27 protein-coding genes are annotated in these 24,266 nt (G+C 25.6%); 14 read left to right on the forward strand and 13 right to left on the reverse strand.

Translation table 11 applies throughout. From position 1 onward, the window contains the following. The first annotated feature begins 98 nt into the window (after positions 1-98). From CRV02_RS13300 to CRV02_RS13310, 3 genes are all read left to right on the forward strand, one after another. The gene (locus CRV02_RS13300; protein WP_129090746.1) at positions 99-482 is read left to right on the forward strand and encodes a DNA cytosine methyltransferase; all 384 of its coding nucleotides are present in this window, start codon (positions 99-101) and stop codon (positions 480-482) included. A 161-nt stretch (positions 483-643) separates the two neighbouring features. Then, positions 644-1,354 (forward strand): hypothetical protein, encoded by a 711-nt coding sequence (locus CRV02_RS13305; RefSeq protein ID WP_129090747.1) that lies wholly within the window; start codon positions 644-646, stop codon positions 1,352-1,354. 303 nt (positions 1,355-1,657) lie between these two features. Then, complete coding sequence (locus CRV02_RS13310) at positions 1,658-2,377, forward strand: hypothetical protein (protein ID WP_129090748.1); 720 nt, start codon at positions 1,658-1,660, stop codon at positions 2,375-2,377. Between the two features lie 73 nt (positions 2,378-2,450). Here CRV02_RS13310 and CRV02_RS13315 read toward each other — a convergent pair whose 3' ends face one another. The 5 genes from CRV02_RS13315 to CRV02_RS13335 all read right to left on the reverse strand — a co-directional run bounded on the left by CRV02_RS13315 (position 2,451) and on the right by CRV02_RS13335 (position 7,972). Continuing rightward, on the reverse strand, positions 2,451-2,753 hold the full coding sequence (locus CRV02_RS13315) for a hypothetical protein (RefSeq protein ID WP_129090749.1): 303 nt from the start codon (positions 2,751-2,753) through the stop codon (positions 2,451-2,453). Beyond that, positions 2,734-3,306, reverse strand: a complete 573-nt coding sequence (locus tag CRV02_RS13320) for a hypothetical protein (protein ID WP_129090750.1) — start codon at positions 3,304-3,306, stop codon at positions 2,734-2,736. The genes CRV02_RS13315 and CRV02_RS13320 overlap by 20 nt, the downstream gene beginning before the upstream one ends. 37 nt (positions 3,307-3,343) lie before the next feature. Beyond that, a complete protein-coding gene (locus tag CRV02_RS13325) occupies positions 3,344-3,793 on the reverse strand; it encodes a hypothetical protein (protein WP_129090751.1) in 450 nt (149 codons plus the stop codon). After that, positions 3,786-4,109 (reverse strand): hypothetical protein, encoded by a 324-nt coding sequence (locus CRV02_RS13330; protein WP_129090752.1) that lies wholly within the window; start codon positions 4,107-4,109, stop codon positions 3,786-3,788. Before CRV02_RS13330 ends, CRV02_RS13325 begins: the two co-directional genes overlap by 8 nt. A gap of 599 nt (positions 4,110-4,708) precedes the next feature. Beyond that, entirely contained in the window at positions 4,709-7,972 is a 3,264-nt protein-coding gene (locus CRV02_RS13335) for a hypothetical protein (protein WP_129090753.1), read from the reverse strand. Positions 7,973-8,071: 99 nt separating this feature from the next. Here CRV02_RS13335 and CRV02_RS13340 point away from each other — a divergent pair, with 99 nt between their 5' ends. From CRV02_RS13340 to CRV02_RS13350, 4 genes are all read left to right on the forward strand, one after another. Further along, a complete protein-coding gene (locus tag CRV02_RS13340; protein WP_129090754.1) occupies positions 8,072-9,223 on the forward strand; it encodes a PIN domain-containing protein in 1,152 nt (383 codons plus the stop codon). Between the two features lie 440 nt (positions 9,224-9,663). Then, positions 9,664-9,921, forward strand: a complete 258-nt coding sequence (locus tag CRV02_RS13345; protein WP_129090755.1) for a hypothetical protein — start codon at positions 9,664-9,666, stop codon at positions 9,919-9,921. Positions 9,922-10,647: 726 nt separating this feature from the next. Further along, a complete protein-coding gene (locus tag CRV02_RS14885; protein WP_164969011.1) occupies positions 10,648-10,815 on the forward strand; it encodes a hypothetical protein in 168 nt (55 codons plus the stop codon). Between the two features lie 4 nt (positions 10,816-10,819). Then, positions 10,820-11,839, forward strand: coding sequence for a tetratricopeptide repeat protein (locus CRV02_RS13350; RefSeq protein ID WP_129090756.1), 1,020 nt, complete (start codon positions 10,820-10,822; stop codon positions 11,837-11,839). A gap of 107 nt (positions 11,840-11,946) precedes the next feature. On the opposite strand, the gene CRV02_RS13355 is transcribed toward CRV02_RS13350, so the two are convergent. The 4 genes from CRV02_RS13355 to CRV02_RS13370 all read right to left on the reverse strand — a co-directional run bounded on the left by CRV02_RS13355 (position 11,947) and on the right by CRV02_RS13370 (position 14,689). Then, entirely contained in the window at positions 11,947-12,492 is a 546-nt protein-coding gene (locus tag CRV02_RS13355) for a C39 family peptidase (protein WP_129090757.1), read from the reverse strand. Beyond that, positions 12,477-13,298: a hypothetical protein gene (locus tag CRV02_RS13360; RefSeq protein ID WP_129084209.1), complete on the reverse strand. Its 822-nt coding sequence runs from the start codon at positions 13,296-13,298 to the stop codon at positions 12,477-12,479. The genes CRV02_RS13355 and CRV02_RS13360 overlap by 16 nt, the downstream gene beginning before the upstream one ends. 34 nt (positions 13,299-13,332) lie before the next feature. Next, positions 13,333-14,253: a hypothetical protein gene (locus CRV02_RS13365; protein WP_129090758.1), complete on the reverse strand. Its 921-nt coding sequence runs from the start codon at positions 14,251-14,253 to the stop codon at positions 13,333-13,335. An 85-nt stretch (positions 14,254-14,338) separates the two neighbouring features. Beyond that, positions 14,339-14,689: a hypothetical protein gene (locus tag CRV02_RS13370; RefSeq protein WP_129084207.1), complete on the reverse strand. Its 351-nt coding sequence runs from the start codon at positions 14,687-14,689 to the stop codon at positions 14,339-14,341. A gap of 558 nt (positions 14,690-15,247) precedes the next feature. Between CRV02_RS13370 and CRV02_RS13375 the strand changes: the two genes are divergently transcribed. From CRV02_RS13375 to CRV02_RS13385, 3 genes are all read left to right on the forward strand, one after another. Continuing rightward, on the forward strand, positions 15,248-16,312 hold the full coding sequence (locus tag CRV02_RS13375) for a DUF6765 family protein (RefSeq protein ID WP_129090759.1): 1,065 nt from the start codon (positions 15,248-15,250) through the stop codon (positions 16,310-16,312). Positions 16,313-16,375: 63 nt separating this feature from the next. Continuing rightward, complete coding sequence (locus tag CRV02_RS15150; protein WP_129090760.1) at positions 16,376-16,777, forward strand: EamA family transporter; 402 nt, start codon at positions 16,376-16,378, stop codon at positions 16,775-16,777. Then, entirely contained in the window at positions 16,723-18,042 is a 1,320-nt protein-coding gene (locus CRV02_RS13385; RefSeq protein ID WP_129090761.1) for a DMT family transporter, read from the forward strand. Before CRV02_RS15150 ends, CRV02_RS13385 begins: the two co-directional genes overlap by 55 nt. On the opposite strand, the gene CRV02_RS13390 is transcribed toward CRV02_RS13385, so the two are convergent. Continuing rightward, positions 18,029-18,751, reverse strand: a complete 723-nt coding sequence (locus tag CRV02_RS13390; RefSeq protein WP_129090762.1) for a class I SAM-dependent methyltransferase — start codon at positions 18,749-18,751, stop codon at positions 18,029-18,031. The genes CRV02_RS13385 and CRV02_RS13390 overlap by 14 nt on opposite strands. A gap of 299 nt (positions 18,752-19,050) precedes the next feature. Here CRV02_RS13390 and CRV02_RS13395 point away from each other — a divergent pair, with 299 nt between their 5' ends. The 3 genes from CRV02_RS13395 to CRV02_RS13405 all read left to right on the forward strand — a co-directional run bounded on the left by CRV02_RS13395 (position 19,051) and on the right by CRV02_RS13405 (position 20,830). After that, on the forward strand, positions 19,051-19,539 hold the full coding sequence (locus tag CRV02_RS13395; RefSeq protein WP_129090763.1) for a DUF1566 domain-containing protein: 489 nt from the start codon (positions 19,051-19,053) through the stop codon (positions 19,537-19,539). After that, a complete protein-coding gene (locus tag CRV02_RS13400; protein ID WP_129090764.1) occupies positions 19,526-19,990 on the forward strand; it encodes a hypothetical protein in 465 nt (154 codons plus the stop codon). Before CRV02_RS13395 ends, CRV02_RS13400 begins: the two co-directional genes overlap by 14 nt. 84 nt (positions 19,991-20,074) lie before the next feature. Then, complete coding sequence (locus CRV02_RS13405; RefSeq protein ID WP_129090765.1) at positions 20,075-20,830, forward strand: hypothetical protein; 756 nt, start codon at positions 20,075-20,077, stop codon at positions 20,828-20,830. On the opposite strand, the gene CRV02_RS13410 is transcribed toward CRV02_RS13405, so the two are convergent. From CRV02_RS13410 to CRV02_RS15080, 3 genes are all read right to left on the reverse strand, one after another. Then, positions 20,757-21,296 carry a tyrosine-type recombinase/integrase gene (locus tag CRV02_RS13410; RefSeq protein WP_129090766.1) on the reverse strand — a complete coding sequence of 180 codons (540 nt, stop codon included), beginning with the start codon at positions 21,294-21,296 and terminating at the stop codon, positions 20,757-20,759. The genes CRV02_RS13405 and CRV02_RS13410 overlap by 74 nt on opposite strands. A gap of 1,167 nt (positions 21,297-22,463) precedes the next feature. Beyond that, positions 22,464-22,733, reverse strand: a complete 270-nt coding sequence (locus CRV02_RS15155; RefSeq protein ID WP_375137088.1) for a hypothetical protein — start codon at positions 22,731-22,733, stop codon at positions 22,464-22,466. Between the two features lie 171 nt (positions 22,734-22,904). Beyond that, positions 22,905-23,351, reverse strand: coding sequence for an EamA family transporter (locus CRV02_RS15080; RefSeq protein WP_258239315.1), 447 nt, complete (start codon positions 23,349-23,351; stop codon positions 22,905-22,907). Between the two features lie 107 nt (positions 23,352-23,458). Between CRV02_RS15080 and CRV02_RS13420 the strand changes: the two genes are divergently transcribed. Continuing rightward, a complete protein-coding gene (locus CRV02_RS13420) occupies positions 23,459-24,100 on the forward strand; it encodes a GntR family transcriptional regulator (RefSeq protein ID WP_129090767.1) in 642 nt (213 codons plus the stop codon). Positions 24,101-24,266 lie beyond the last annotated feature (166 nt).

The raw sequence follows: 24,266 nt of genomic DNA on the forward strand, positions 1-24,266 counted from the left end.
TACAAAACAATTTAAATCTTCAAAAAACAAATTTAATACTTTTCTTGCTTGTAGTTCTGGAGTAGATGCAGTAAGTTTAGTAAGAAAAGGTTTTTCAATTGAGACTTGTCTTGAATATAGACCTCAAGAAAAAAGATAATACTAATTTAACTGAAACTGGTGCTTTAAATGTACTTGCTAATGTTGAGGTTAACTATCTTATTAATGAAGATATTATGAGTATTGATATTAATAAAATTGCAGCTTTTACAAAGAATTCAATACATACTGTTGCACACTTTTCTCTACAGTGTGAAGAATTTTCAAATGCTAAAGCAAATAGTTTAAAAGAAATGGCCATTGAAGATGGAAGTACATCTATTGATATGGTATATGATGCATTAAGAATTATAGATCAGTTTAATTTCCCTGCAGTATTAATTGAAAATGTTCCTAACTTCTTTACAGGTGATGCAGGAAAAATATTAATTTGTCAATATTGAATCTAAATAATTTAGAATTATTTAAAATTAGATTTTATACCATAAACTTAATAATTATTAAAATTAATTCATATTTTATTACAATACTATATAAACTCAAGGATAGTACTATGCCAATAACTCGAACTGAAATTCATATTGAAACATTTTCAAGAAGGTCTATGCAAGGACCAAAAGGTGATTTAATGTGGAATCGTAAAAAATCTAGTAGTAACTGCTGGGAAGCTATGAAAAGGTATGATGATTTAGTGTCTGAATATAATGCGTTGTTGGAAGAGAGTGCATTAAGAGAAGCTATGCTTTATGGAATTTTAGAAACAAGCCCTATACATAAAAATAAAAAATGCTTAAGAGGTATTAATATAATACTCTATTTTTCTAACGGAAACCATAGAAAGGTAATAATAGATACATTTGATAAAATCTTTAAAGAACTAAATTTATATGTTGATTTAGACATTGAAAAAAGAGGTTCTATATTTAAACGCATAATGGCAGTAACCAAAGATTTAGTTACCCATAAAGAAGTAAAAGATAAAGTAAAAAAAATAGAGAGACATATAGAAAATAAAACAGTTAATAAATCTCAAGTAGAATTAGATGTAAATTTAGCTTCTGCAATTTCACAATTATTAGAATCTACGAAAGAGGAAGAAAGTATTATACAATTTGGCTCTTTTATTATCGTAAGAAAATTTGGAGAAGATGGCAAATTAAAAAATATGATTAGAACCCTTACTACAACTGAAGAGTTAATACTAACAAATAATCAAGAATTATATAAACACCCTAAAGATTTCTTTGACAAATTAGGAGAGGAGGTAAGGAAACACAATGAAGAAGTTCACATAATAATTAAAGAGAATCAATAAACTCAAAACATTTAAAAAGTTAAAAACTAACAATTTCAACTAATATTTAAATACTTCACTAAACTTCTTTTTAATTTTAAAATATAGTGTTCACAGGGGCGAACACTAGAAGCCCAACATTCCGACACTCCTTAGAAAACAATTCCAAAAGTACGATAAATCGTAGCTTTTTAACCATTTTAAATACTATTTAGAGAAAGATAAAGTGTTTTCATTATCAACTTGTATTTTCTTTTAAAATTTAAAGTTAATTAAGCTTTGGTTAATACTTAACACATAAGATATTATAAAAAAAGGAATAGTATGACCTCATCAAAAAATATATATTACAACACAAAAAACCATATCAAGTTTAGCAAAAGCTATAAGGACCCTAAAATAGATCAAAAACATAAAAAACTAATGGATGCCCTAGAGGAAGGTTCAAAACAAAATCATCAGTTTAATCTTTATTCAAGTATTAGTGAAAAATATGCTTCTGAATTAATATTTGATGGAAGAGTAGCAGTAGTTGCTATAAATATTGAGGAACAACATAGAAGTGATACAGAAAAAAAACTTCTCAATAAAATCCAGAAAGGAAAAATGACAGACAAAAATTTTTATGCCAATATGAACAACTATTTAGATTTTAAAACAAGTGTTAAATATTCAAAAGTCCTTGAAGCAAAGTTAAAAGATACAAATATGAATGATAAACAAAAAGAATATCTAAATAATGAGCTTAAAAGAGCTCTTGCAAAAATTGAAATAGTTGCAAAAAAATTTTATTTTCATACTAGCAAACCAGAGGAAACTTTATATTTTTCAAACTCAAAGGAATTTATTGACTTCATTGACTCACAAGAGGGAACTGCACACTCTAAATCATACAGGTTTGATATTTATGACGCAGAAGAACTAAAAGACATCTATAATACTAAACCAAGTAAACTTTTTGAATTAGCAGCAAATACAAGAGACAAGATAGATAGTGTTTCACTTAATAATCTTGATAAAAAAATTTCTTCTATATTAAGATAAAAGAGATAATAAGTCTTTTTTATCTCTCAACTTAACTTTATAAAACATATATTTTAATTTAAAAAAATATAAATTATTTATTATATTTTAAAACTTCTTCTAATAAATTTTTATCCAAATAACTTTCATCAAAATACTTACAATTCCAGTTCTTTAAAAATTCTTTTAATGTATATGCTCTCCTACTACCCTTTAATCCTGCAGTATCATGTCTGAATAGAAATTGATTATATATGACAAGTAATTTTTTAGTTGGAAATCTAACATAAAAGAATTCTTCATTTATTTTTTCAATTTTTCCAATACCATAACCTTTTATTGTTGAATCTGTATTATTTACATCTACTAAAATATCATCAACTTTTAAAAAACTCATATGCATTTACATTAACATACTCCTGTAAAAAAACATATTCTTCTTTTTTTGTATATTTAACTATATTCTCTCTAAACCAATTATCAATATTTTGATTATATTCATTCCAGATATGATTAGAAGAAGCATATCCCTCTAAAATTCCACAAATTGCATATCTTGCACCTATATTATCATTTGGATGCATTTCTATCAATTTTTTAAATAAACTAAGTGCTTCATTCTTTTTATCTAAAATCCATAATATATCTGCATAATTATAAAATACTCTAAATATACTTCTATTATATAGTTCTTGATAATTAAGAGTTAAAGGTAAAACATTATTAAATTCATCATTTAAAATCTTCTTATATGCTTTTTCAATAATTATTGAACCTTCTTTAAAATTTTCTTCTTGAAAATATATATTCATTAATTCTAAATAAATATCATAAATATTTGTATTTAATGATAATAGAAACTTTAGATATAATATCTTTGACTCATTTGAATAATCTTCATTTTCATCTTTATACTTATCATACATTTCTAAAACTTTTTTTCTTTCCATAGAAAACCTTTGTGCAATTTTTAAATAAAGATTGAATTTATTTTGTTGTATAAAATAATACCTCTACAGCTGCTTTATAAACTCTTGTTAATGAGAACCACAACAAAAATAAACAAACTATAAACATTACACTTAAATCATATGTTTGAAAATACTTAAAATAGGTTATATTAAATACATTTTGTAAATACAGTCCTTTTAAAAGAGATAAAGCTGTAGAACCAACTGCTCCATATGTAGTGAAATTTAATGCTGCATCTATTATTGGTATATCTGCATTTAAAACTTTAAAATCAAAAGAGTCATTATTCTTTACAAATAATGCATGTAAAAGAAACACAATTCCTATCAAACTGTTATATGTAAAAATTAAATAAGGACTTTCTAATAAGACCTTTATATAGTCTTTTACTTCATCTTCATAATTAACATAATAAATGATTAGACTTATTAGAACTAATGCTGCAAAAACTACTTTCTTATTCATTTATTGTACTTTCATTAAATCTTTGTACAGCTTGTTTGTCTTTAGCATCACTATTATTTCCTAATAGTCCTCCTATAAGCCCTCCTGCTATAACTCCTACAACTCCTCCAAATAATCCGATTGCTCCTCCTATTACCATAGATGGTGCTGTTGTTTCTGAATTTATTTCTGCTTTAACATCTTCTATACTAAATAAATGATCATGTATTTTTATCTCTTTTGAATCATAAATTTTTATTAAATCTTTTTTTGTATTTGCAACAGTATTTAAATACTCTTTTTTATTTGTTATAGGGTTTACTACATATAATTTCAATTTAATCCTTCTCAAAAAATTATAACATATGTTATTCTAAGGACATCTTAGTAGTAATCTTAGTTTTTTCTGAATTTAAAAGAAAAAGAAATGCTTATTTTTTTTATTTTATAAAATACTTAAATTCAAGTTGTTGGACATAAACTCTATACTAGTAAAACTATAAGAATATATGAAAAATAAATGTTAGCTTAAACTCAAGTTGTCAGACATTAAGCCTAATAGAGCATTGTTAAATTTCATGCTTATAACTTAAATTAACTTTAAAGTATAGTTGTCAGACACTAAGTCTAAAGAGATTACTTATTGAACTCTTTTTTAAAAGTTTATAATTCATATTAGTTTCTTTTGATTCATGTAAAATAAAAGTTAACTTAAACTCAAGTTGTCAGACATTAAGCCTTATATATTAAGTTTTTTTTACTTGTTTAAAATTTATTGATTTTTTTGTTATCTCTTATAAATTACTTAAAAAAGAGTTGTCGGTCATAATGTCTAATATATAAAGAGTTTTTCTTTTTTTCTAAATAAATTAGAACTTAAATATCAGTTGTTAGACATTTAGTCTATAAGGATATTACTTAGTTCTTGTAGGTTAATTAATTAACTCTACAAAAACAAGTTACACCTTTACCTTTAAATTTAATGTCAAAATGTTCTTCTAAATAAGATTTAGATTCATTTCCACCTAAAAATTTTAAATTAGTTTGAGATTCTAACCAATCAACAATAGTTACATTCTCAGCTAAATAAGTACTCTTATATCTTCTAATTTTACGACCACCTGTATCAAATACATCATTTCTCATTTTACTTAAAGTAGAGTACTCTAAAACAGAATCATGAGGATTAGAATTTGACCACTCAATAAGAACATCCCTCATTTCATAAGCTGCATCTGGAAGTTTAGAGTATTGTTCATTATTTTCATTGTTTGCAAATGACCATCTACTAATTTTAGCACCAATAAGCATTTTTTCTAAGGTATTGATAATCTTCTGACAATCACCTGCTAGATTTCTTTTTACAGAAGTTCTAATATAAATATCACATTTAGGAGCATTTTTTGTAATAGGGTCATTTGTTCTCAAATTAGCTCTTAATAAAGCTTGATAAACCTCATCTAAAAGTAAAGATACTCTAAACTTATACACTTCTCTTAAATCTTCAACTTTATTATGCTTATAAGCTTTAGAATAATAGAAATGATTAGGTTTGTAGGGTAGGGTAAGGCAAAATACTTTATTGCACTTCTTTAAGTCATTACGACCTGTTAAATTACCCCAATGCTCACAATAAAAAGTTCTATCTAAAATAAGATGAGTTCTGAAGTACTCATCTAAAGATTTATTTGCAATAATTAATATTTTATCTTCTTTAGTAGTTTTACTTAATATCTCTTCTTGAATGAACTTTTTAAAGTTCTCTATTTCATTTACTTTGTCTTTGTCAATCTTTGCTTTAGAGTTTTTTGCAGTGTCTGGTTTAATCATATATCCTGGAACATCAACTTTTCCAACACCTTCATTTTCTTCAGATGCATATATAGTTACTTCATCATATCTCTTTGCATCCAGGTGAACTCTTAATCTTTGTGCTTTTTGTTTATTAATGTAATGCATATATTCATGATTAATAGCAGCTGATGCATCTAATACTACAAATCCTTTTGAAGAAGGAATTCTATCAACATTAGAACTAATTACAATTCCTTCTCCTCCTGAATCTATATGGAAGAAATTAGACCTTACTAAAATTGATAGGTCCACAAAGTAGCTTTCTAAATTAACATTAGTAATTTGAGCATTTTCACATATTACATCAATGAATTCTCTATCAAAACATATATCAAGATCAGTTCCTTCACCAAATACATTTTGAGAGTTGTGAATCTTTGTTTTATTTTGTTCTTCAGTAGCTCTTTCGCAAAAGTCTGTAAATTTAGTGATTACAGCAATTAATTTTGAAAGTTTTTCTTTCATTTCATTTTGTTTATAGAATGTTTTTAAACTTTGCAATGCACCAATAACAAGATATGATTGAGCTTGTTTAATAAGTGCTTTTTCTTCAAAGTCAATAGCTTCATCCACTGCAAATAAATCTCTATTTTCAGCTAATAAACTTTCTTGAGAGTTATGAGTCATTAAGTGTTCAGTTTGTCCAGAGATAACTGCTTTTCTTAATCTAGCATGAGTAATGATTAAGATTTCTGCTTGATTACAAGTTTTATGATTTACATCACTTGTATACTCTATTTTATTACCTTCTTCATCTTCTAAAACTTCTTTATCCTTTGCAAACATAATTTTAGGTCTAGGAAGTAAATTATCCTTATCATCCTTGTCAATAAGTTCATTTAGAAAGTTTTTAAAATCAATACCATTTTGAATAGTGTTAACTACTACTAAAGAAGTGAATTTTCCTTTTGTCTTAACTAACATAGTTTTTATATAGTGAGCTAATGATGTTGTTTTTGCTGCACCTGCTGATACACTAATAATATGCATTGTGTTAAAGTTTGGTTTTGATGCTTCAATATAAGATTGGAACATAGTTTCCCAGTTCTCATACATTTTTTCAGAGTAACCATATTCAAAAAGACCATTCCATACATCTTTCAAGAAACTTTGAGCTATTTCTTTTGCTTCTTTGCTAATAGGTAACTTAATATCTAAATCAGCAGGAATTATTTCAAATGTTTTACCACCATGTAAAAAAGAGTGAACAGTCTTAGTACCATTGAAACTAATATTAACAACAGCATTAGCTTCATCTGGTTCAACAGGGTCAAGAATATATTGTCCATCATGCTCAATAGTTAAATCTCTTGCAAGTATAGATTCACCATTTGGAAAATATATTAAATCATCTTCATAGATTACTCCAGAACTTCCTGTTTTTGCTTCAATGATTTTTTTAGCTATTTCATAAGAAATATTAGTAGATTTAGATAATTCTTTTGCGTGTTTTTGAACATAAAGCTCTTTTAGTTTTAAAGAAGTAGATTTAGCCTCATGTTTAGCTTCAGCTTCAATTCTAAGACCTTCACCAATGTTAGATTCCATATCATCAACATTTAAGTATGTGCCTTTAGGATTAAAGACTTTGATATCTCTAGGTAAGATAGCAAGATTATTACCTTCAATATTAGGAATTGCTTCAAATACTAATCTTTCTGGAGATAAAACTGCAGCATCGAAAATAGTTCGTAATAATATACTTCCATCAGCTGCATATTTAACAGCTCCATGTCCTTTTACCCAACAACTTCGCCAAAGTAGTTCTTTAAATCTTTCAACACTACCTTTTATAATTAAGTAACAGTGATATCCACCTTTTTTATAAAGTGTTTCTTTTGTTTGTTTATTTACTACTAGTGATGAGGTTGATTTTGATATCATCATTTGAGTATTTTTTAATGAGGGTTCAATCTCTTCAAGTACTGTTTTATACTCTTGAGCGGTATTTATTTCAGTAATACCTTCAAAGTAATCATAATCAAGCATAACAAGGTTAAATTCATCATTCCATTTGAAGTTTTCTTTACTTCTTGCAAGTTCTTTACTTCTTGATTTTGGTGTGATTTCACCTTTTAATTTATCTTTATGTACACCTAATCCAATTGCTTCATATTTTGTTAATTTAAGTAAACTCTTTTTTAATTCTAGGAGGTTTTTAATTTTTATAGTAGAGAAATTTCCATTTGAAAAATATGCATTAGAATACTTTTTACCATCTTCAGTAATGGTTTTATTTAATGCAGATTTACTTTTAAACTTTGTAAATTTTACTTCAAACTTTTTACTTTTTGTTCTTTCTTCATCAAGCTTTGTATCTAATTCAAATAAATCAGTTTGGGGCATAAACCTTCCTCTATGTTAATTAATGTATTTTATCCAAAAGTTTAAAAAATTCATATAAATAAAGATAAAATAGATTTTATAAAAGGCGAAGGAATAAGAATGAAGCACCATGTAGTATTTGATACTAATATTTTAAGGAGTGAAAACTTTAGCTCACCAAGAATGAAAAGATTAAAAAGACTTATTGATGAAGATATAGTTAAGTTATATGTTCCTGAAATAGTGAAAAATGAGTTTTTAACACAAAAGTATGATACTTATAGATCAAAGCTAAGAACAAAAGATATCATTGATGTAGATAGGTACTTCATGTCAAATCAAGATAACATAAAGAAAAAGCTTCAAGATATAGAGTCAACTCTAAAAGAGATATCATCAAATATTGAAAATACAATTGAAAAAGAGTTTAACTATTGGGTTGAACTCTTTAAAGTAGAAGTATTACCTTTTGATAATAGTAAAATGACAGAGGTTATGAATCATTATTTTACAGGTGGAACAGTATTTAAATCAATTAAGAATAGAACAGATATACCAGATGCAATGATATGTACTACTATTGAAGATTTACATAAAGAAATTAGTACTGTACATATATTAAATAATGATAATGTGTTTAAAGAGTATTTAGAAAAAAAAGATGGGATATTTGTATATAGCTCTATTGATAAATTCTTAAGTAAAGAAGAGATATCTAAAATAGAAGAGGAACTTGATAAGAAACATGATAAGTTTGAAGTTCTATCGAATTATATTTCTTCTGATAAGTTTATTGATTTCTTGAAAGAAGAAATTTTAACTAAAAAAATGAATTACTTTTATCTTGAAATGAATGAAGTTAAGTTTGTAAATTTAAGTTATTTAGCAGAAAATATCTATAGCTGTCATACTGAAATATATGATTTTGATACACTTAAGAACATTAAAATCTTAAAAGAAGACATTACTAATGAAAATCAAATTTTAATAGGTTTTAGTTTTGAGGTTGAATCTAATCTTATTTATATGGTGAGCTTTGATGAGTATATGAAAATTTCTAATAAAAGAAATGTTGATTATATAAAAATGGACAGGCATAATGGAGATTCACTTTTAAAAGAAAAAAGAGCAATTATAGTAAAAGGTGTTTTTACGTTTAATCTAAGAGAAGAGGGGAGTGAAGATAATTTTCATAGAAATGAATTTATTGATTATGGTATGTTTGATACGGAAATTGATGAGGTGGAAATTAAGCCATTAATTAATAAGTAGATAATAGGTACAATGATATGTAACTATAAATAAAGGAATCAACAATCGATAATTTTTTATTAAAACTTAAAGAGTCACAAGAGTGGTTAGCATCATCTGGTAAAACGATTCAAACATATGCTACTCCTTCAGAAGATAGAAATTTTTTATTTGAGTTATTAATAAATGCATATTTTAAAAAAACTGGTTTTGATGTAATCTTTAAAAACAATGCTGATGTAGAGGTAAAAAAAGAAAACTTTACAATATTTGGAGAATGTAAAAAAATAACTTCTGAAAGTAAACTAGAAGAAAATATTGACTATGCAGGAAAGCAATTAAGCAGAAATATAAATAGTGAAACTTCTAATAAGTATGGAGTAATTTTCATTGATATTTCAAATTGCATATTTCAAAAAGAAGAATTATCTAAAAATTTTTACTTAAATGGTAAATTTGGTATGGAAGAATTATCTAAAAATTTTTATGATTTTTTAGAAAAAAAGAAAAATATAATAGAAAAAATGAATAATAAATATGAAGGTATTTCTTTAGGTATCTTTTTTCTTGCATCTATTTCTTTACCTACAATAGACTCTTTCATGAATTATACTACAAATAATGAATTTTTAAGTACAGAAAATATTTCTGATAAAGACTTCACCTTTATTAAAAGAGTATTAGAACCTTTTGAATATGCATTTTTAGATTTATATTAGTACTTGATTAATTATATTGCAATTTGAAATTTTATAGCATTTTGTAATATAATGCAGAATGAAACCAAATCTCCTTGAAATATACCAAATAAAAAAATATGAAGACTATAGTAAACTTCAGTGCGTGAATATTGTTTATGAGCAGACAAATGTAGTAGAAGATAAAGAACTTTCATTACTGAGGGGAAAGTATAAAGGGATATCTTTACTCAAGAAAAGTTTTTCTTAGCCTAATAAATAGAAAAAAGAGAATAATGAATTATGAGTTGTATAATCATTTTAAGCACTATAGAACGTGGAAAGCAATTAGTAGGGGAGAAGAGATGGCTATTTATGATATTTTGAATTTAATAGCAAAATAAGATATGGAGGAAAGCTCCACATCTTAAAGTTTATATTTACCTAAAGAACTTTCTGGATCATATCTTCCTTCTTCTTTTAAATACTGTAGTACTTCTTTTGCATCATAAGTTAAAACGTTTTCTGGTCTTTCTAAATAAGTCTCTATTGCTAAATGAACAACTCTAGGATTACTATGAAATCTGCAAGGGATGGAGGTTCACTTTTAAAAGAAAAAGAGCATTTAGTATAAAATGTGTATATAAATATTAATTTAAGCTTAATATTGTGACATAAGTGTGACAAAAATATGTTATGATTATTCTAAAATAAAAAGTAATTATATTTTTTATAATTTATAAATATATAAAAAAAGTAACAATAAAAATGAATAATAACGAAGTTATAGAGTTAGTGTCTGATAAAGATGATTTCTTATTTAAAATAGAAAATGGAAAAAAAGTATTAGATAGTATAGAAATAAAAGCAAATAATGTAAGTTTAGAAAAAATAGCAAAATATACAGATTATACAAAAGAAGAATCATATTGGTAGTTCAATGGAAGCTTTTGCTCAAAAATATCACTTTACTACATATAAAGAATATGTTGATTTTCTTCAATCAGATATTTCTCAAGAAGATATTGATTTATATTTAAATGAAAGAAATATCTTAATTACTCAATATGATGAACAAATTTCAGAATCAGATAATAAGTTAAGTTCTATAAATAGTGAATTGAACTCTTTAGAAAATCAGCTTAGTAGCGCTGAAAAAATGCTTGAAAACTCAAATAATAGTAAGCATAAAAATGAAATCCAATCGCATATTCAAAATCTTAATATTCAAATAGAACTTTTATCTGAAGATAAACAAGACATAAAAGAAAAAATATCTTCTTTAGAAAATCAAAAAGAACAAGCACTAATAGAGTTTGATAATGAACATTTTCAAGAAATAGATGCAATACATTGGCAAGAAGTATTTGCAAAAGCAGAAGAATTACAATTAGATGAACATCATTACAGTGAGGACTTTAATAAACTAAATAGTGAGATAGCAAAATATAATTATGATGCCTGCACTAGGTTAGCATATATGAATAGAAATGGTGAAGGTATAAAAATTAATAAAAGAAAAGCTGCTGAGCTTTATTCAAAAGTTTGTCAAAGAACAAATAAAAAATGCGATACTTTAGCTTGGATGTATTATAAGGGTGAGGGTGTTAGACAAGACAACCAAAAGTTTATGCAATTTTCTAAACAAGCATGTGATCATAATGACTATACAGGATGTCAATTTATTGGATATGCTTATAGAGATGGTAATATTGTCAAACAAAATAAACTACTAGCAACACAAATTTTTAACACTATGTGTAATATGAAGACTAATAATAAATTTGATAAAGCTATTGCTCAACAGTCTTGCATTGATGTTGGGTTTATGTATTATAACAATGGGGATGCTTCTAAGCCTGATATATACTTAGCAAAAGAATATTTTGGAAGGGGGTGTAATTTGGGGAACAGCAGTGGTTGTAAGAATTATAAAATATTAAATGAGCAAGGTTTTTAATACTAAAGACAATTGTGTTCTCGCCTGCTATTATTGTAATAATGATAAAAACTATATCTTTGTATGTGTAAAGTAACTAATTTAGTTAGTCTTTATATAAAATTCTATTATAAATATTTTTCCTTAAAGCTATTTATTTTTTTTAATTTAATGTTTTTATCTTTTGGTAAAACTAGTAGTATATAATTTGAATCCTTCTCAATCCATAATGAATAAAAATATTCTTTTGAAACTATGAATTTACCTGCATTAGGATCTAAAACAAGTACACTCTTTTTACTAAAGTTTTGAACAACCACAAAATGAGGATATCCCATTTTTCTTATAATTCGTGCAATAACTGGCACTTTTATTTTTTCAAAAACATTTTTATTTATTTTATACCCTTTTGCATGAAAACTATTCTTATATGCAATTTTTTGTAAATCAAGAAAATTTACAACATTAGTAGTCTTTAATTGTTCTAATAAAATCTTTTCACTTAATTGAATACCATAAAGATTGAATAAAGTTGAAAGAGAACTTGCTCCACAACTTTCTTCAAATGTTTGTTTTGTCACATCTTTATATTTTAATTCTATTAATGATTCAACATTAAAATTTGCATATAAATATAAGTTAAAAAAACAAAGTAGTACTAAAATTTGTGCCATAATGAAAGTGATAATCTACTATCTGGAGCATTAGTACTAGTACCAATGCCTGCATTAATTGTAATTGCATTTGCTTCATTTATATTATATGTTATTCCAAAGCCCATAGTGGATAAGATAGTAGAACTATTAACTTTCATCCCATCTTCTTTCATTTCAGTTTGATAGTTTTGTTCAAAATTAAGGTTTAATGATACGTCAGGGTTTAATATTAAGAATAAATCTAATCCAACAGAATATGAATTAGGAAGTTCTAATTCAATATCATTTATATTTCTATCCAAGTTTTGAGTGGTACCTAAATAAAATGTTGAAATTAAGGGGTCAGAAAAGCTTTTTAAACTATACTTTATATTGTAACTTTTTAAGCTATAATTATCTTCTTCATTTTGATATTTGGTTTTTTGAGTTAAAGATGTTTGAAAAGATAAAGATTGTCTAAAGCCTGCTATTTTTTTATCAAAATTATAACTTCCTCCAATCCATAAACTATCAAAATCAAAGTCTGTTTCATTTTTAATTTTATTGGATTCAATTAAATCTAAATTTTCATAACTTAAATTATAAGATAAAAATAAATCAAGAGATGAACTGTAACTATATAAAAGAGTTTGACCAAAAAAGACTTTTTTTGATTCAGTTATAATAGTCCCATCATCGTAACTAAGTAAATTAGGATAAGAAGAAAACCTTCTTGTACCATCTGAATTAATAGTATCAATACTTGTAATTAATCTAAAATCATCTTTTTTTTTAAAAAGACTATCCACTGTTATTGCATCAGATGCAAAAATCTGTATATTCAATATTCCTATAAGTAATAATAGTTTTATTATATTTCTATGCATAAATATCTTCAATTTTTTCTCTCTTTCTCTCAAAATCTTGTTTTAAACTCTCTGTAATTAAGATATTATGTCTTTTCTGTATTTCTTCCCACTGTTTTTTATCTATCTCAATATTGCCGTTTTTATCATATTTTTTTTCTTTTTCTAAAGTGTCAATTAAAAAGTTAATTGCATCATTGAAAAAATTTGACAACTCACCTTTAATCATATTTTCTGGATTTGAATAATATTCTTTTATATTGTTTTTTACTTTTTCCTCAATAGTCCCTTCTCCTTTATATGATTCTTCTAAAGAAATTTTTCCATCGAGATCTTTGTCAATATTTAAAGTATAATTTAATTCATCATCTAAAGAGTTTACTTCTGTTCCTGTTCTATACATAAATGAATCAATGTCTTTTGATTGAACATATGCACTATATACTGATTCATGTGTTGAAATTCCTTTTTTTGAAAAAGTATCAATACCTTCAATTCCAAAATTATTTTTAGTGTTAAGATATTCTTCTTCGGTAAGTTTTCCATCATTATCTGCATCAGAGGATAAGAATTCTCTTTTGTATGCAATATCTGCAAACCAACCAGATACAAAAGCTTCTGCTTCTGCATTAAGTCTTATGTCACCATTTTCTCTTTGAAAAAAATCATCTTCTGAGAAGTTCCTTTTAAGTCTATCGATTGTTGAATTATCTAAAGCAACTTGAACATGATTTCCATTAGTAGGATCTGTAAATACTATATTCGTAGTATTTTCATTTTCATTAGTTGTTTGATAAGTTATATTTTCTGATTCATTTGTTTTTGTTAAAGTCTTATCGAAAGAAAGACTCTCTTCTGAAAGTTCTTCTCTTGTTCTATTTTTTGTATCTACTTCATATGATTTAAATACTGTTCCTGATAAACTTATTTCCATATTATTTCCTATTAAATTATTTTATTTTACAAGAGTGTAACCTTTAGATTATTAGTTTAATAATCTAAAGGTTTAAATCAATAGTCTATCTTCTTCTAAAGCTATTAAACTCTCGTGTACTTATTACCTTATAAGAACTGGTATTATTACTATATAGTCTATCAACCATAGATTTTCCACTAGTTGTAGTTCCTCTTCTTTTATTAGTTAATGCATTATTTACAGTATTTAGCGTTTTATTATGAAAGACCTTACCTACCTGAGGTTGTCTCCATGTATATCCTCCATTTGCTTTTTCCATATCTGATTTATTTAACTCTAAATTTACACCATTTACTTCACCATTTGTAACAGATGATAATAAATCAACTTCTGATGAAGGCACTGCAAATAAAAGACTTGCCCCTAATCCTAATCCTAAAATTATTTTTCTCAATTGTTTCTCCTTTAATAAAATTATAAAAGTATATTATAAGATTATTAATTATGGCATGCTTAAAATAATTTTTTTACTGTTTATTTATAAGATTAACTAGTCCATTCTAATTTCATATTTCACTATTATATAATCACTTATAATTATTATATTCGATAAAATACATTTAAATATGTATTAGATATTCTATTTATTTAAATTAATCATTGTATATGTTGTAAATAGACAAGAAGAACTAAATCAAATAAAATATAAAATTAATAATAGCTTCTAAAACCTATTAAGTTATTTTTAACTTAACAAATGTGAAAATACATAATATATATAGTCAGAGGTTTTAATAGATTACATAAAACTCTCTATTAAAAACCTCATATTATTTATAATTCAATATATATAATTAGTAACTACAAAACTAATAAACACTTTCTTTTTAAACATTTTTAAACATCTCATAATCTAACAATATATATATATATATATATTAAATCACTCTAGTTAATATATATTAAATAAATATACTATTATAATATATTTAAATATATAAAAGGTTATATCATGCAAATAGATGGACATTATGCACTTACTTATGTTTTGTCAAGAATGGTTGGGTTTGAACATGACAAAGCAGAGATTATAGCCTATTCAGCACAATATGTAGATGATGCTACAAATAGTGGAATAATAGAGTTTGATAATGGAGCTATGTTTAGTAGAATTAGTTCTGCACACACTATGGAAGCTTACGACTTGAAATATTACTTAGATGCACATGAGAATCATCTAGTATGGGTCCCTTTCCATTTTTTACCAGGAAATGATAAATTAAATGCAGGGGAAAACCCTGATGGTTCATTTATAAAAAAACTAATCTGTACTCCCTATAGTGATGTTGCAGTAAAAATGCTAGATGCCTGTATTAAAGATAAAGATAAACCACACTTCCTTCATAGAGTTGGAATAACTATGCATGTATTTGCTGATACCTTTGCACATCAAGGTTTTGCTGGTGTTGTTCACGATGTTAACAAAGTAAAAAATTTAGTTTGTCATAACTATAATATGAGTTTTTTTGACTCATTAAAATCTAAAACTTTAAGTAGAAAGTTTCCTATGGGGCATGGTGCTGCTCTTACTTGTCCAGATATGCCTTTTTTAAACTGGAGTTATACTAATGGGCTTGGGGAAGAAATAAAAAGAGATAATCTTGATTTATTTACAAATGCTGCATATGATATATTTGGTCAACTTGGAAGAGTTTTAAGTGAATTAGGACAGGAAGTAAAAGATCCAATTGAAAATGACATGAATCAGATAAAGAAAAATTTTGAAAACTTTAGAAGTGATGATGGTGAAGTTAGGTTAGAACAATGGCTTAAATCAATTAAAGATGGAGATTTTTCTTTTGGTTCAGTAGATTTAAATTATATTCCTAAAGGTATTGGTTCATGGAAATATAATGCAATAAATCAAGATAAAGAGTATGATAAAAAAGATGAAATATTTGAATTTAAAGATGATTTCATAAATAGTAACTGGAGAAATTTTCACGTTGCTTTAAAATCACATAGGTTTGACATTGTAAATAATATATTACCACCGTATGGAATTATTGTATCATAATATTTTATGATTTAAAGATTAAAGTTTTGCTAGAATAGATTTAACAAAGGATAATATTTAATTATGCATGAATTAAAAAAAGGCAAATACTTTAATATAGGTTATCTATTTGGTTTTAGTGCCATATTCATTTGGAGCTTTACTGCTTATATAGTAAAATCTTATGCAGAGCCTAAAGATGGATTGTCTGTAGCTTTCTTTTCTATTCTATTTAGTATTCTTTTTTCAATAGGCTATTTCTTTTTAAAAGAGAAACATCATCTAAAATCAAATATGGAAATATTAAAAAATAATCATAAGTTGAAATTGTATATTTTCATCTCTGCAGTCTTTATTTGCCTTCATTACTTAAGTATATATTATATTTTTTCTACACCGTATGTAGTGCAAGGAAATATTATAAACTATATGTGGCCACTTCTTTTTTTATTTTTAGCAGTTTTATATCAGGAAAAGAAGCATTAAAAAAGACTAAAGTTACAAGTTTAATTTTTATTTTTACATCATTTATAGGTGCTGTATTAATTGCATCAGGAGATGAATTAACTTTAAATTTTATGTCTGATTATAAATATCTTGGAATATCTTTAGTCTCTGCAATAAGTGCAGCAATATACTTTTTTACCTTGAGTAAATTAAAAACAAATCTCTATGGCAATTTAAATCACTTTATATATACATCTTTCTTTTTTATAATTGTTTTATTCATTGTATTTCTTATACACCCACAAATAATCGATACTAAAGTAGAAGTAATTATCTTAAGTTTTTTTCTTGGTCTATTTAGTATTTTCTTAGGTAATGTTTTTTGGACATTATCTTTAAATAAGATAGAAAATAAAGACTTTAGTTCAGTAGCATATTTTGTTCCAGTGATAAGTACCTTTATTCTTTTATTTATGACGGATGAAGAGTTTAACAATTATATATTTGTAGGTTTAATTTTAATAGTAACTTCAAATATCTTAATTCATTTTAATAAAGAGATTCTTCATACAGTTAATATATGTTTCTCTATTATTATAATGTATTCAGGGATATGTTATCTAATTCCACCACTACATTCTTCCACTAATAACTCAATGGTAAATATGACTGCAACTGTATTTACTTTCTATACTGCTTTTTTATTAAATAGGATATGGAATCAAAGAAAAGACGAAGAAGCTATATTATTAAATATATTAGAAACAGTATGTAAGAACTTAGATAAAGCAGAGGTTAGTGAAAAAGAAAAATTTCAAGTTATAAATACCATAAAGGTTAAAATGCTAGATAGAGATAAAAATTTTAATATGATAAGCTATTTGTCTAATGCTTTTTCTCATTATGAAATACAAATAACTAAAAAAATATTTGTACTAAATAAAGAGTTATTTTTACTTAAATCTAAATCAGTAACTTTTCCAGAACTCCTTGTTATATTTATGTTAGGAATTGTCAGTTTAATATATGTAATAACTTATAGAGAGAGTACTTTAATAGGTGATTTAATAGCAATTGCTTTTGCTTCTTCTGTAACATATATAATATATATAGTACATGATTTTAATAAATATGGGCTTATGAATACTAATAAAATACTTAGAGTTTTTAATTATTTAAAGATACAAAAAGATAACCATAGGTACTATTTAACCAAACAATATCTCTTAATAGTTTTATTAGTATTGGTTATATTGGTTATTGCATTCCTATTCTTCAACAAATATTTTACTAATACTGTTTAATACTAAAGATATCATATTCTTCTAGAACTTTTACTTCTTCTTCATCTACAGAGTTATTATTAATCCATTCTTCAATTATCATATCATTGAAGCTCCATAAACAAGACATTTGTTTTGAGGAAATTCCTTTTAAATAAATTTCTTTTGGAATACTAACATGTTGTCCAAATGTAAAATGTTCAACATCATATTTTTTATTTAGATTGTAAAGACCTTCCCTTGCTTTGTATTGAGTCTTCCATAAACTCTTCGCTTCATCAAATAAAGGGAAGCTCTTTAATGATTTTTTGGTTCTTTCAATAATATATATAGTACCATTTTCATTTAATATTTTAAAACATTTATCTAAAAAACTTTTACTCTCAATTTCTAGTAGATGATAAACACTTTTAATAAAGATTGTATCAAATCTCTTTTCTAATGCATCGATTTTAATAGCATTGAATATTTTATAGTCAACATTAATAGGAATAAATGAAGCATTTGCTTTGTCAATTAATGACTCATTACTATCTACTCCAAGGATATGTGAATCATTAAATATTTTTGCAAGTGCTCTAGTTGATAACCCTGTTCCGCAACCTAGATCTAAAATTGTATTAGGCTTTATATCTCTCTTTTTTACTTCATTAAATAATGAAATATTATAATTGTAAAAACTACTATAGAAGTTTTCAAAAATTTCTGGTCTATAAATTAAATTACTCATAATTAAATATTATCCCTTATTCGTATTATCAGTATTTATTTGATATCGTTTTAAAAAGTCATTGATAAGCTGAGTGAAAGAATGCATTAACTTTAGGAAGTAAGGGGATTTTTCTTTTATTATCAATTTATTTTTCATATGACACCAATATAGATGATAGTTGCTTTTGGGTAGCAAACTTTGAGCTTTTTGGTGAAGGTGGAGCAACAAAAAGTTTTTTAAAACCAGAGAGAATATATAAAAGACTTTGTTCTAAAAATCACCAAAAAAGTTGCAAACTTTTAAAACAGTTTTATAAAATGGTTGATATTAAAACTAATCGATTTTATTTGGCAGAAAAAGCAAAGTTTGAAAAACAAAAACAAGCTAAAAATTATGTTATTGATCCAAAAACTAATTTAATGTGGCAAGATGATAGGGATACTAATAGTATTAAACGAAATTTTAAAGGTGCTCAAAAATATTGTGATGAGCTTGAGATGGGTGGATATAATGATTGGCGATTACCAAATGCGGGTGAATTATATAGTTTAGTAGATGAAACAAAAAAAAACAATACTAATTCTATTATCAAATATTCTAGCTTAGGTAGCTATGTAAGTTCTACATTTTTTGATGAAGAAGATCATACTTTATGGTTTATTAATTTTAAAAATCCACACTTTCGAGGTATTAAAGGTGGCATGGAAGCAAAATTTTCTGTGCGATGTGTCAGAGGGAAAGAACTAACTTTAGACAGGAAAGAATTTTATATATATTGGAAAAGGATTATAAATGGCAAAAAGTAAAAATACTAGTGATAACCATAATAATGATGGAGTTGATACTTCTCTTAATTCACCACTATTAATTGTAAATGTATATAATAAACTTGTAGAGTTTCAGAATAAATGGAATGAGTTTGAACAAAATAGAATAAAACATGGTGAACCTGCATTAGGAGCTACTATAAAAGGATCAGGATTAGCTGCTTTTTATATTTCAGTAGGTGAAGCTATAGATAAACTTAATCCTGCAAGTAAAGCTTTTGATATCTTAGAGTTTTTTTCAAATTTTGGTTTGGATATTGATGCTGGTGCTGTATCAGCTATAAAACAGAACATTGATGCTTTTAAACAGGAAAATACAGAATTAATTGGAGAGCTTATTACGCCAGATGTAATTGAGATGACTGGACCTAAGGGTATTTTTATGAATACCGAAAATAAGCAAATTTATATGCCAAAGCAAGGACTTTAGCTTAGTTTTGATTATAGTGAAAATTTAAAAGAGGGTAATCAAGTAACTATTAAAAGTATAAAAGTCATTAATCCTAAAGGATCTATGTCAATTAAAGAGATTGCATATGGTCTGGATGAGTCACTTTTTCATGATTATAATGTTGATGAACTTTTGTTTAATTTTAATTATAAAAATATTAATAATCCAAATGAAATAGTAATTGACTATAATTTATCAATAGAAGTTCCAGAAAATTACACCACTTACACTGATGAAAATGGTATTAAAATAGAAACAGGACTTATTAGTACAGGAAAAATGAAAGTATTAATAACAGACCCTAACACTAATACGGTAACTGAGTATTTACAAGATGTATTTGTGGATAATGAAGTTATTAAAAATACTTACTTAGCAGATGGAACAGTACAAACTGAAACATTAAGCAGCCTTGAACCTAGTATAATATATGACAGTAAAGAAGCTCCAGAAAATGCATATGAGTTAAAGATAATTCAAACTGGAGAGAACTTAACCTTAGAGAAAATATCTACAATAGATACTTCAAATATAGTTACAGGAGATATAAATATAATAGAAAGTGTCCCTTTAACAAAAGGACAAACTATCTCACATATAGCGCAAAAGACTGATTTTAACTCAATAGACCTTTTAGAATATAATAACCTTACCTTAGAAGAAGCAAAGAGTCTACCTGTAGGATATAAAGTCTTAGTTCCAAAAGAAAAACCTATTAGTATTGAAGGTGAATATTTGGGGAGGCTTACACTAACATATGCTGAATATATCGTATATCTACACCTTCTTCTAAAAGTAAAGTTGCAAAACTATGTCTAAACATATGAGGAGTAATATGTTTTTGAACTCCAGATTCTTTTTGATATTTTTTTATCATCAATCTTACTGATTGTTCTAATATTTGATTGCCTAATCTATTTATTAAAAAATATTCATTTTCTTTCAGTTGATTAGCAAATAAATTTATATATTCTTTTAGTGTTTTTTTTACTTCACTATCACATATTTGTATTACCCTTTCTTTGTTCCCTTTTCCTTGTATTATTATAATTCCTGTTTGTAAATTAATATTTTCCCTTTTAATATTGCAAACTTCAGATACTCTAATCCCTGTAGTAAAAAGAATTTCTATTATTCCTATATCTCTTACTAATGCTTTATAGCTATAAATATTTTTATCTTCAAACTGCTCTTTTTGTCTGTATAGATATTTTAAAACCTTTTTTATTTCTCTTAATTGAATTGTATTGGGTAGGTTTTTAGGCTCTTTTATGGCTACTCTCATTTTTCTAAAAGGACTTACTAAAATTATCTCTTCAAATTCTAAATAAGAAAATAAAGCTTTTAATACAGCTATTTTTCTTTTTATTGTTTTTGCTTTAAACTCTTGTATATATAAATTCTGTATGTAGTCTTTTAGTTTATACTTATCAAAATTGTTAATATCAATATTTTTGTAGTCTTTAAAATTTAAAAATTGTTTAAATCTATTTTATAGGCTTGCAAAGTTTTAGTACTTAAGTTCTTTTCATATTCACAATGAAATTTAAAATCTTTTATTATTTCTTTTAGTTTCATAGATAACCTTCTATTTTTTGATAGAAGGTTATTCAATTTTACTTTTGTGACGCTAAATGTGACAGAATGAATCAAAAATTAAATGGTTAAAATTATTTGGATTATTGAGTTTGAAGGAAATTGTTTAAGGTAATTTTATTTTGGTGGAGATGTGGATTAATAATGTTTAAACTTTTTGATATTCTTCATAAATTATTAGAGATAGCATACACAATTATAAGTATTATCAATACTTTATATTCATAATTAAAAGGGGTAATTCCCTCTTAGGATATCTTTATATTATGAACACGATTTTAAGTTTTAGTTAAAAGTTCCAAAAAAACAGGTTGTTGCATTTGTATTTTTATAGTTTATTATTTATCCTATTTTCTGTCAACAGATCAAAAGTTCTAAATGCTTAGTATTTAAAACATAAAAACTTTTTAGATGAAACTACAATTCATCCAGAAACTGGAAGCATATCTTTTACTCATAAAAAACTTGTTTCAGCATACAAAGGTATTAAAAGAAATTTATCTTATCTATTCACGTACAAAAGGGATAAAGGTTCTATTCCTAATACTACAAACTTCATTGACGGAGGAGTTTTCTCTTCACTTAAAATATTAATAAAAATTCATAGAGGATGATCCAAAAGTTTAAAATTAAAAATTGTTGATGATTACTTGATTAGTTATAAAAATAATGAATACTCAGGAGCTAATTTTTTTAATTAACCCACATCCTGACATAAAAGAGGGACGTAAAGGAGCATATTTCCTGAAGCAATACCCTTAGTTTTATAAACCATTTTTTGATGATAAAAGTTTTACACTCTCTTATAAGTTTACTAATATAACTCTTGAAAAATCTAATATTTCATAATAAGTTTTCAATATCTCTTTGTACTAAGAATATAAATAGTTATACAGGTACTTATTAATAGATAAATAGAGTTGATGAGGAGTGTTATTAATATGATAGCTCCTCCAACAAAAGTACTATTTGCAGGTATCTCTTTTAATACAATCCAAACCCATATAGGGGCCATAATAGTTTCTATAATCATAAGTAAACTTACTTCACTTGCTGGTAATTCTTTTGTTCCTATTCCCATTAAAACTCTAGATATTGGAGATACAAACATACCTGCAATTATCAATATAAAAAGCGTATTTAAATCAAATGTAAAGTTTTTAGCTAAGAAAAAAGAAACAACAGCACTTGCAAATCATGCAAAAGCTGTGATTGCAAAACGGTCTGCACTTTTGTATTGAGATAATATTACAAAAGATAAAGCAAATAAATTAACACAAATAAGTGCATAGATATTTCAAATAAAATCACCACTCCCAAGCTGCGATAAGAAGATAATAAATAGACCAATAAATATAAAGAATGATGCGACAAATATATTTTTTTTAGATTTTTGTTTATATAAAAGGTATGTGAATAAAGCTGAAAAAAGTGGAGCAGAAGCAAAAATCATCACAGTATTTGCTACTGTTGTAGTTTTTATAGCATTAATAAAAAAGATATTTGATACCCCAAATAAAAATCCACATAATAGTACAGGTTTAAACCCTTCTTTATAAACAAATACTATTTTTTCTTTTTTTTGTACTAATAAAATAGTATTGATACTTATAAACATAAAAATACCAACATAAAAAGAAAAGGTTAATGCACTAATTGATGTAAGTTTGATTAGTAATGATTCTAAACTCATAAGTAATACACCAAGTGATGTAATGAGTATAGCTTTAAGATGTAGTGACATATTTTCTCCTTTTTTTAAATATATGTAAAATATATCTTAAATATATTTAAAATACAATTTAGATTAACTATACTATAATATATAAAATATATCTTGGGTGGCAGATTATGAAAAATAAACTAAAAAGAGATAAGAATAAAACAATGACTGAACAGGTTTATGAAAAACTTGAAGATTTAATTGTTTTTTGTGAAATAGAACCAGGGACAGTTTTAACAGAAGCAGAAATCTCTGAAATGGTTGGAGCAGGAAGAACTCCTGTAAGAGAAGCTTTACGAATGTTGGCAAATGAATCTTTGGTTAATGTTTCAAGAATTGGAGTATTGATTCCTGAAATGAGTGGTTCAACACAGCTTCAACTTTTAGAAGTTAGACGTGCAATCTTACAGTTGTGTGTTGATAAAGCAATTGATAGATTAACTGAATTAGATAAAAAAGCATTACAAGAGCTTTTAGATATTGTGGATGATCAAGATGATGTTGAGTTTTTATATTGGTTAAAACAAAGACATAAAGTACTTGCTAAATGTTCTAAGAATCAGTTTATATATGAGGAACTTAGAAATGTTCAAGGTTTATCTCATAGGTTTTGGTATTTTTATGCAAAAAAAGAAGACCATTTAGATGGACAAAGGTTACATAAGGCAATTTTAGAAGCAGTATTAAATGAAAATAAAGAAGTTGCAAAAAAAGCTGTTGATGATCTACTAGACTATCTTGAAGAGTTTACTCGAATTCACTCTATATAATAAATAATTAAGCTGGGTCCCTAATATTTTTTATTAGGGATTTTATTAAATCAATATTCTCATACCTTTATAACTACTTTAATTATAGAATAAAAAAACTACATATACTTAAAATATACTTAAAATATATCTTAAGTATATTTTAAGTTAAGAGGGCGTATACTTT

The organism is Arcobacter sp. CECT 8989 (assembly GCF_004116715.1).
Taxonomy (GTDB): domain Bacteria; phylum Campylobacterota; class Campylobacteria; order Campylobacterales; family Arcobacteraceae; genus Halarcobacter.

What these genes read in the sequence shown, in the direction of transcription:
- CRV02_RS13305 (WP_129090747.1), top strand. Translation starts at nt 644, where the DNA reads ATGCAAGGACCAAAAGGTGATTTAATGTGGAATCGTAAAAAATCTAGT.
- CRV02_RS13310 (WP_129090748.1), top strand. Translation starts at nt 1,658, where the DNA reads ATGACCTCATCAAAAAATATATATTACAACACAAAAAACCATATCAAG.
- CRV02_RS13315 (WP_129090749.1), bottom strand. Translation starts at nt 2,753, where the DNA reads ATGAGTTTTTTAAAAGTTGATGATATTTTAGTAGATGTAAATAATACA.
- CRV02_RS13320 (WP_129090750.1), bottom strand. Translation starts at nt 3,306, where the DNA reads ATGGAAAGAAAAAAAGTTTTAGAAATGTATGATAAGTATAAAGATGAA.
- CRV02_RS13325 (WP_129090751.1), bottom strand. Translation starts at nt 3,793, where the DNA reads ATGAATAAGAAAGTAGTTTTTGCAGCATTAGTTCTAATAAGTCTAATC.
- CRV02_RS13335 (WP_129090753.1), bottom strand. Translation starts at nt 7,972, where the DNA reads ATGCCCCAAACTGATTTATTTGAATTAGATACAAAGCTTGATGAAGAA.
- CRV02_RS13340 (WP_129090754.1), top strand. Translation starts at nt 8,072, where the DNA reads ATGAAGCACCATGTAGTATTTGATACTAATATTTTAAGGAGTGAAAAC.
- CRV02_RS13345 (WP_129090755.1), top strand. Translation starts at nt 9,664, where the DNA reads ATGGAAGAATTATCTAAAAATTTTTATGATTTTTTAGAAAAAAAGAAA.
- CRV02_RS14885 (WP_164969011.1), top strand. Translation starts at nt 10,648, where the DNA reads ATGAATAATAACGAAGTTATAGAGTTAGTGTCTGATAAAGATGATTTC.
- CRV02_RS13350 (WP_129090756.1), top strand. Translation starts at nt 10,820, where the DNA reads ATGGAAGCTTTTGCTCAAAAATATCACTTTACTACATATAAAGAATAT.
- CRV02_RS13355 (WP_129090757.1), bottom strand. Translation starts at nt 12,492, where the DNA reads ATGGCACAAATTTTAGTACTACTTTGTTTTTTTAACTTATATTTATAT.
- CRV02_RS13365 (WP_129090758.1), bottom strand. Translation starts at nt 14,253, where the DNA reads ATGGAAATAAGTTTATCAGGAACAGTATTTAAATCATATGAAGTAGAT.
- CRV02_RS13375 (WP_129090759.1), top strand. Translation starts at nt 15,248, where the DNA reads ATGCAAATAGATGGACATTATGCACTTACTTATGTTTTGTCAAGAATG.
- CRV02_RS15150 (WP_129090760.1), top strand. Translation starts at nt 16,376, where the DNA reads ATGCATGAATTAAAAAAAGGCAAATACTTTAATATAGGTTATCTATTT.
- CRV02_RS13390 (WP_129090762.1), bottom strand. Translation starts at nt 18,751, where the DNA reads ATGAGTAATTTAATTTATAGACCAGAAATTTTTGAAAACTTCTATAGT.
- CRV02_RS13395 (WP_129090763.1), top strand. Translation starts at nt 19,051, where the DNA reads ATGGTTGATATTAAAACTAATCGATTTTATTTGGCAGAAAAAGCAAAG.
- CRV02_RS13400 (WP_129090764.1), top strand. Translation starts at nt 19,526, where the DNA reads ATGGCAAAAAGTAAAAATACTAGTGATAACCATAATAATGATGGAGTT.
- CRV02_RS13405 (WP_129090765.1), top strand. Translation starts at nt 20,075, where the DNA reads ATGTCAATTAAAGAGATTGCATATGGTCTGGATGAGTCACTTTTTCAT.
- CRV02_RS13410 (WP_129090766.1), bottom strand. Translation starts at nt 21,296, where the DNA reads ATGAGAGTAGCCATAAAAGAGCCTAAAAACCTACCCAATACAATTCAA.
- CRV02_RS15080 (WP_258239315.1), bottom strand. Translation starts at nt 23,351, where the DNA reads ATGTCACTACATCTTAAAGCTATACTCATTACATCACTTGGTGTATTA.
- CRV02_RS13420 (WP_129090767.1), top strand. Translation starts at nt 23,459, where the DNA reads ATGAAAAATAAACTAAAAAGAGATAAGAATAAAACAATGACTGAACAG.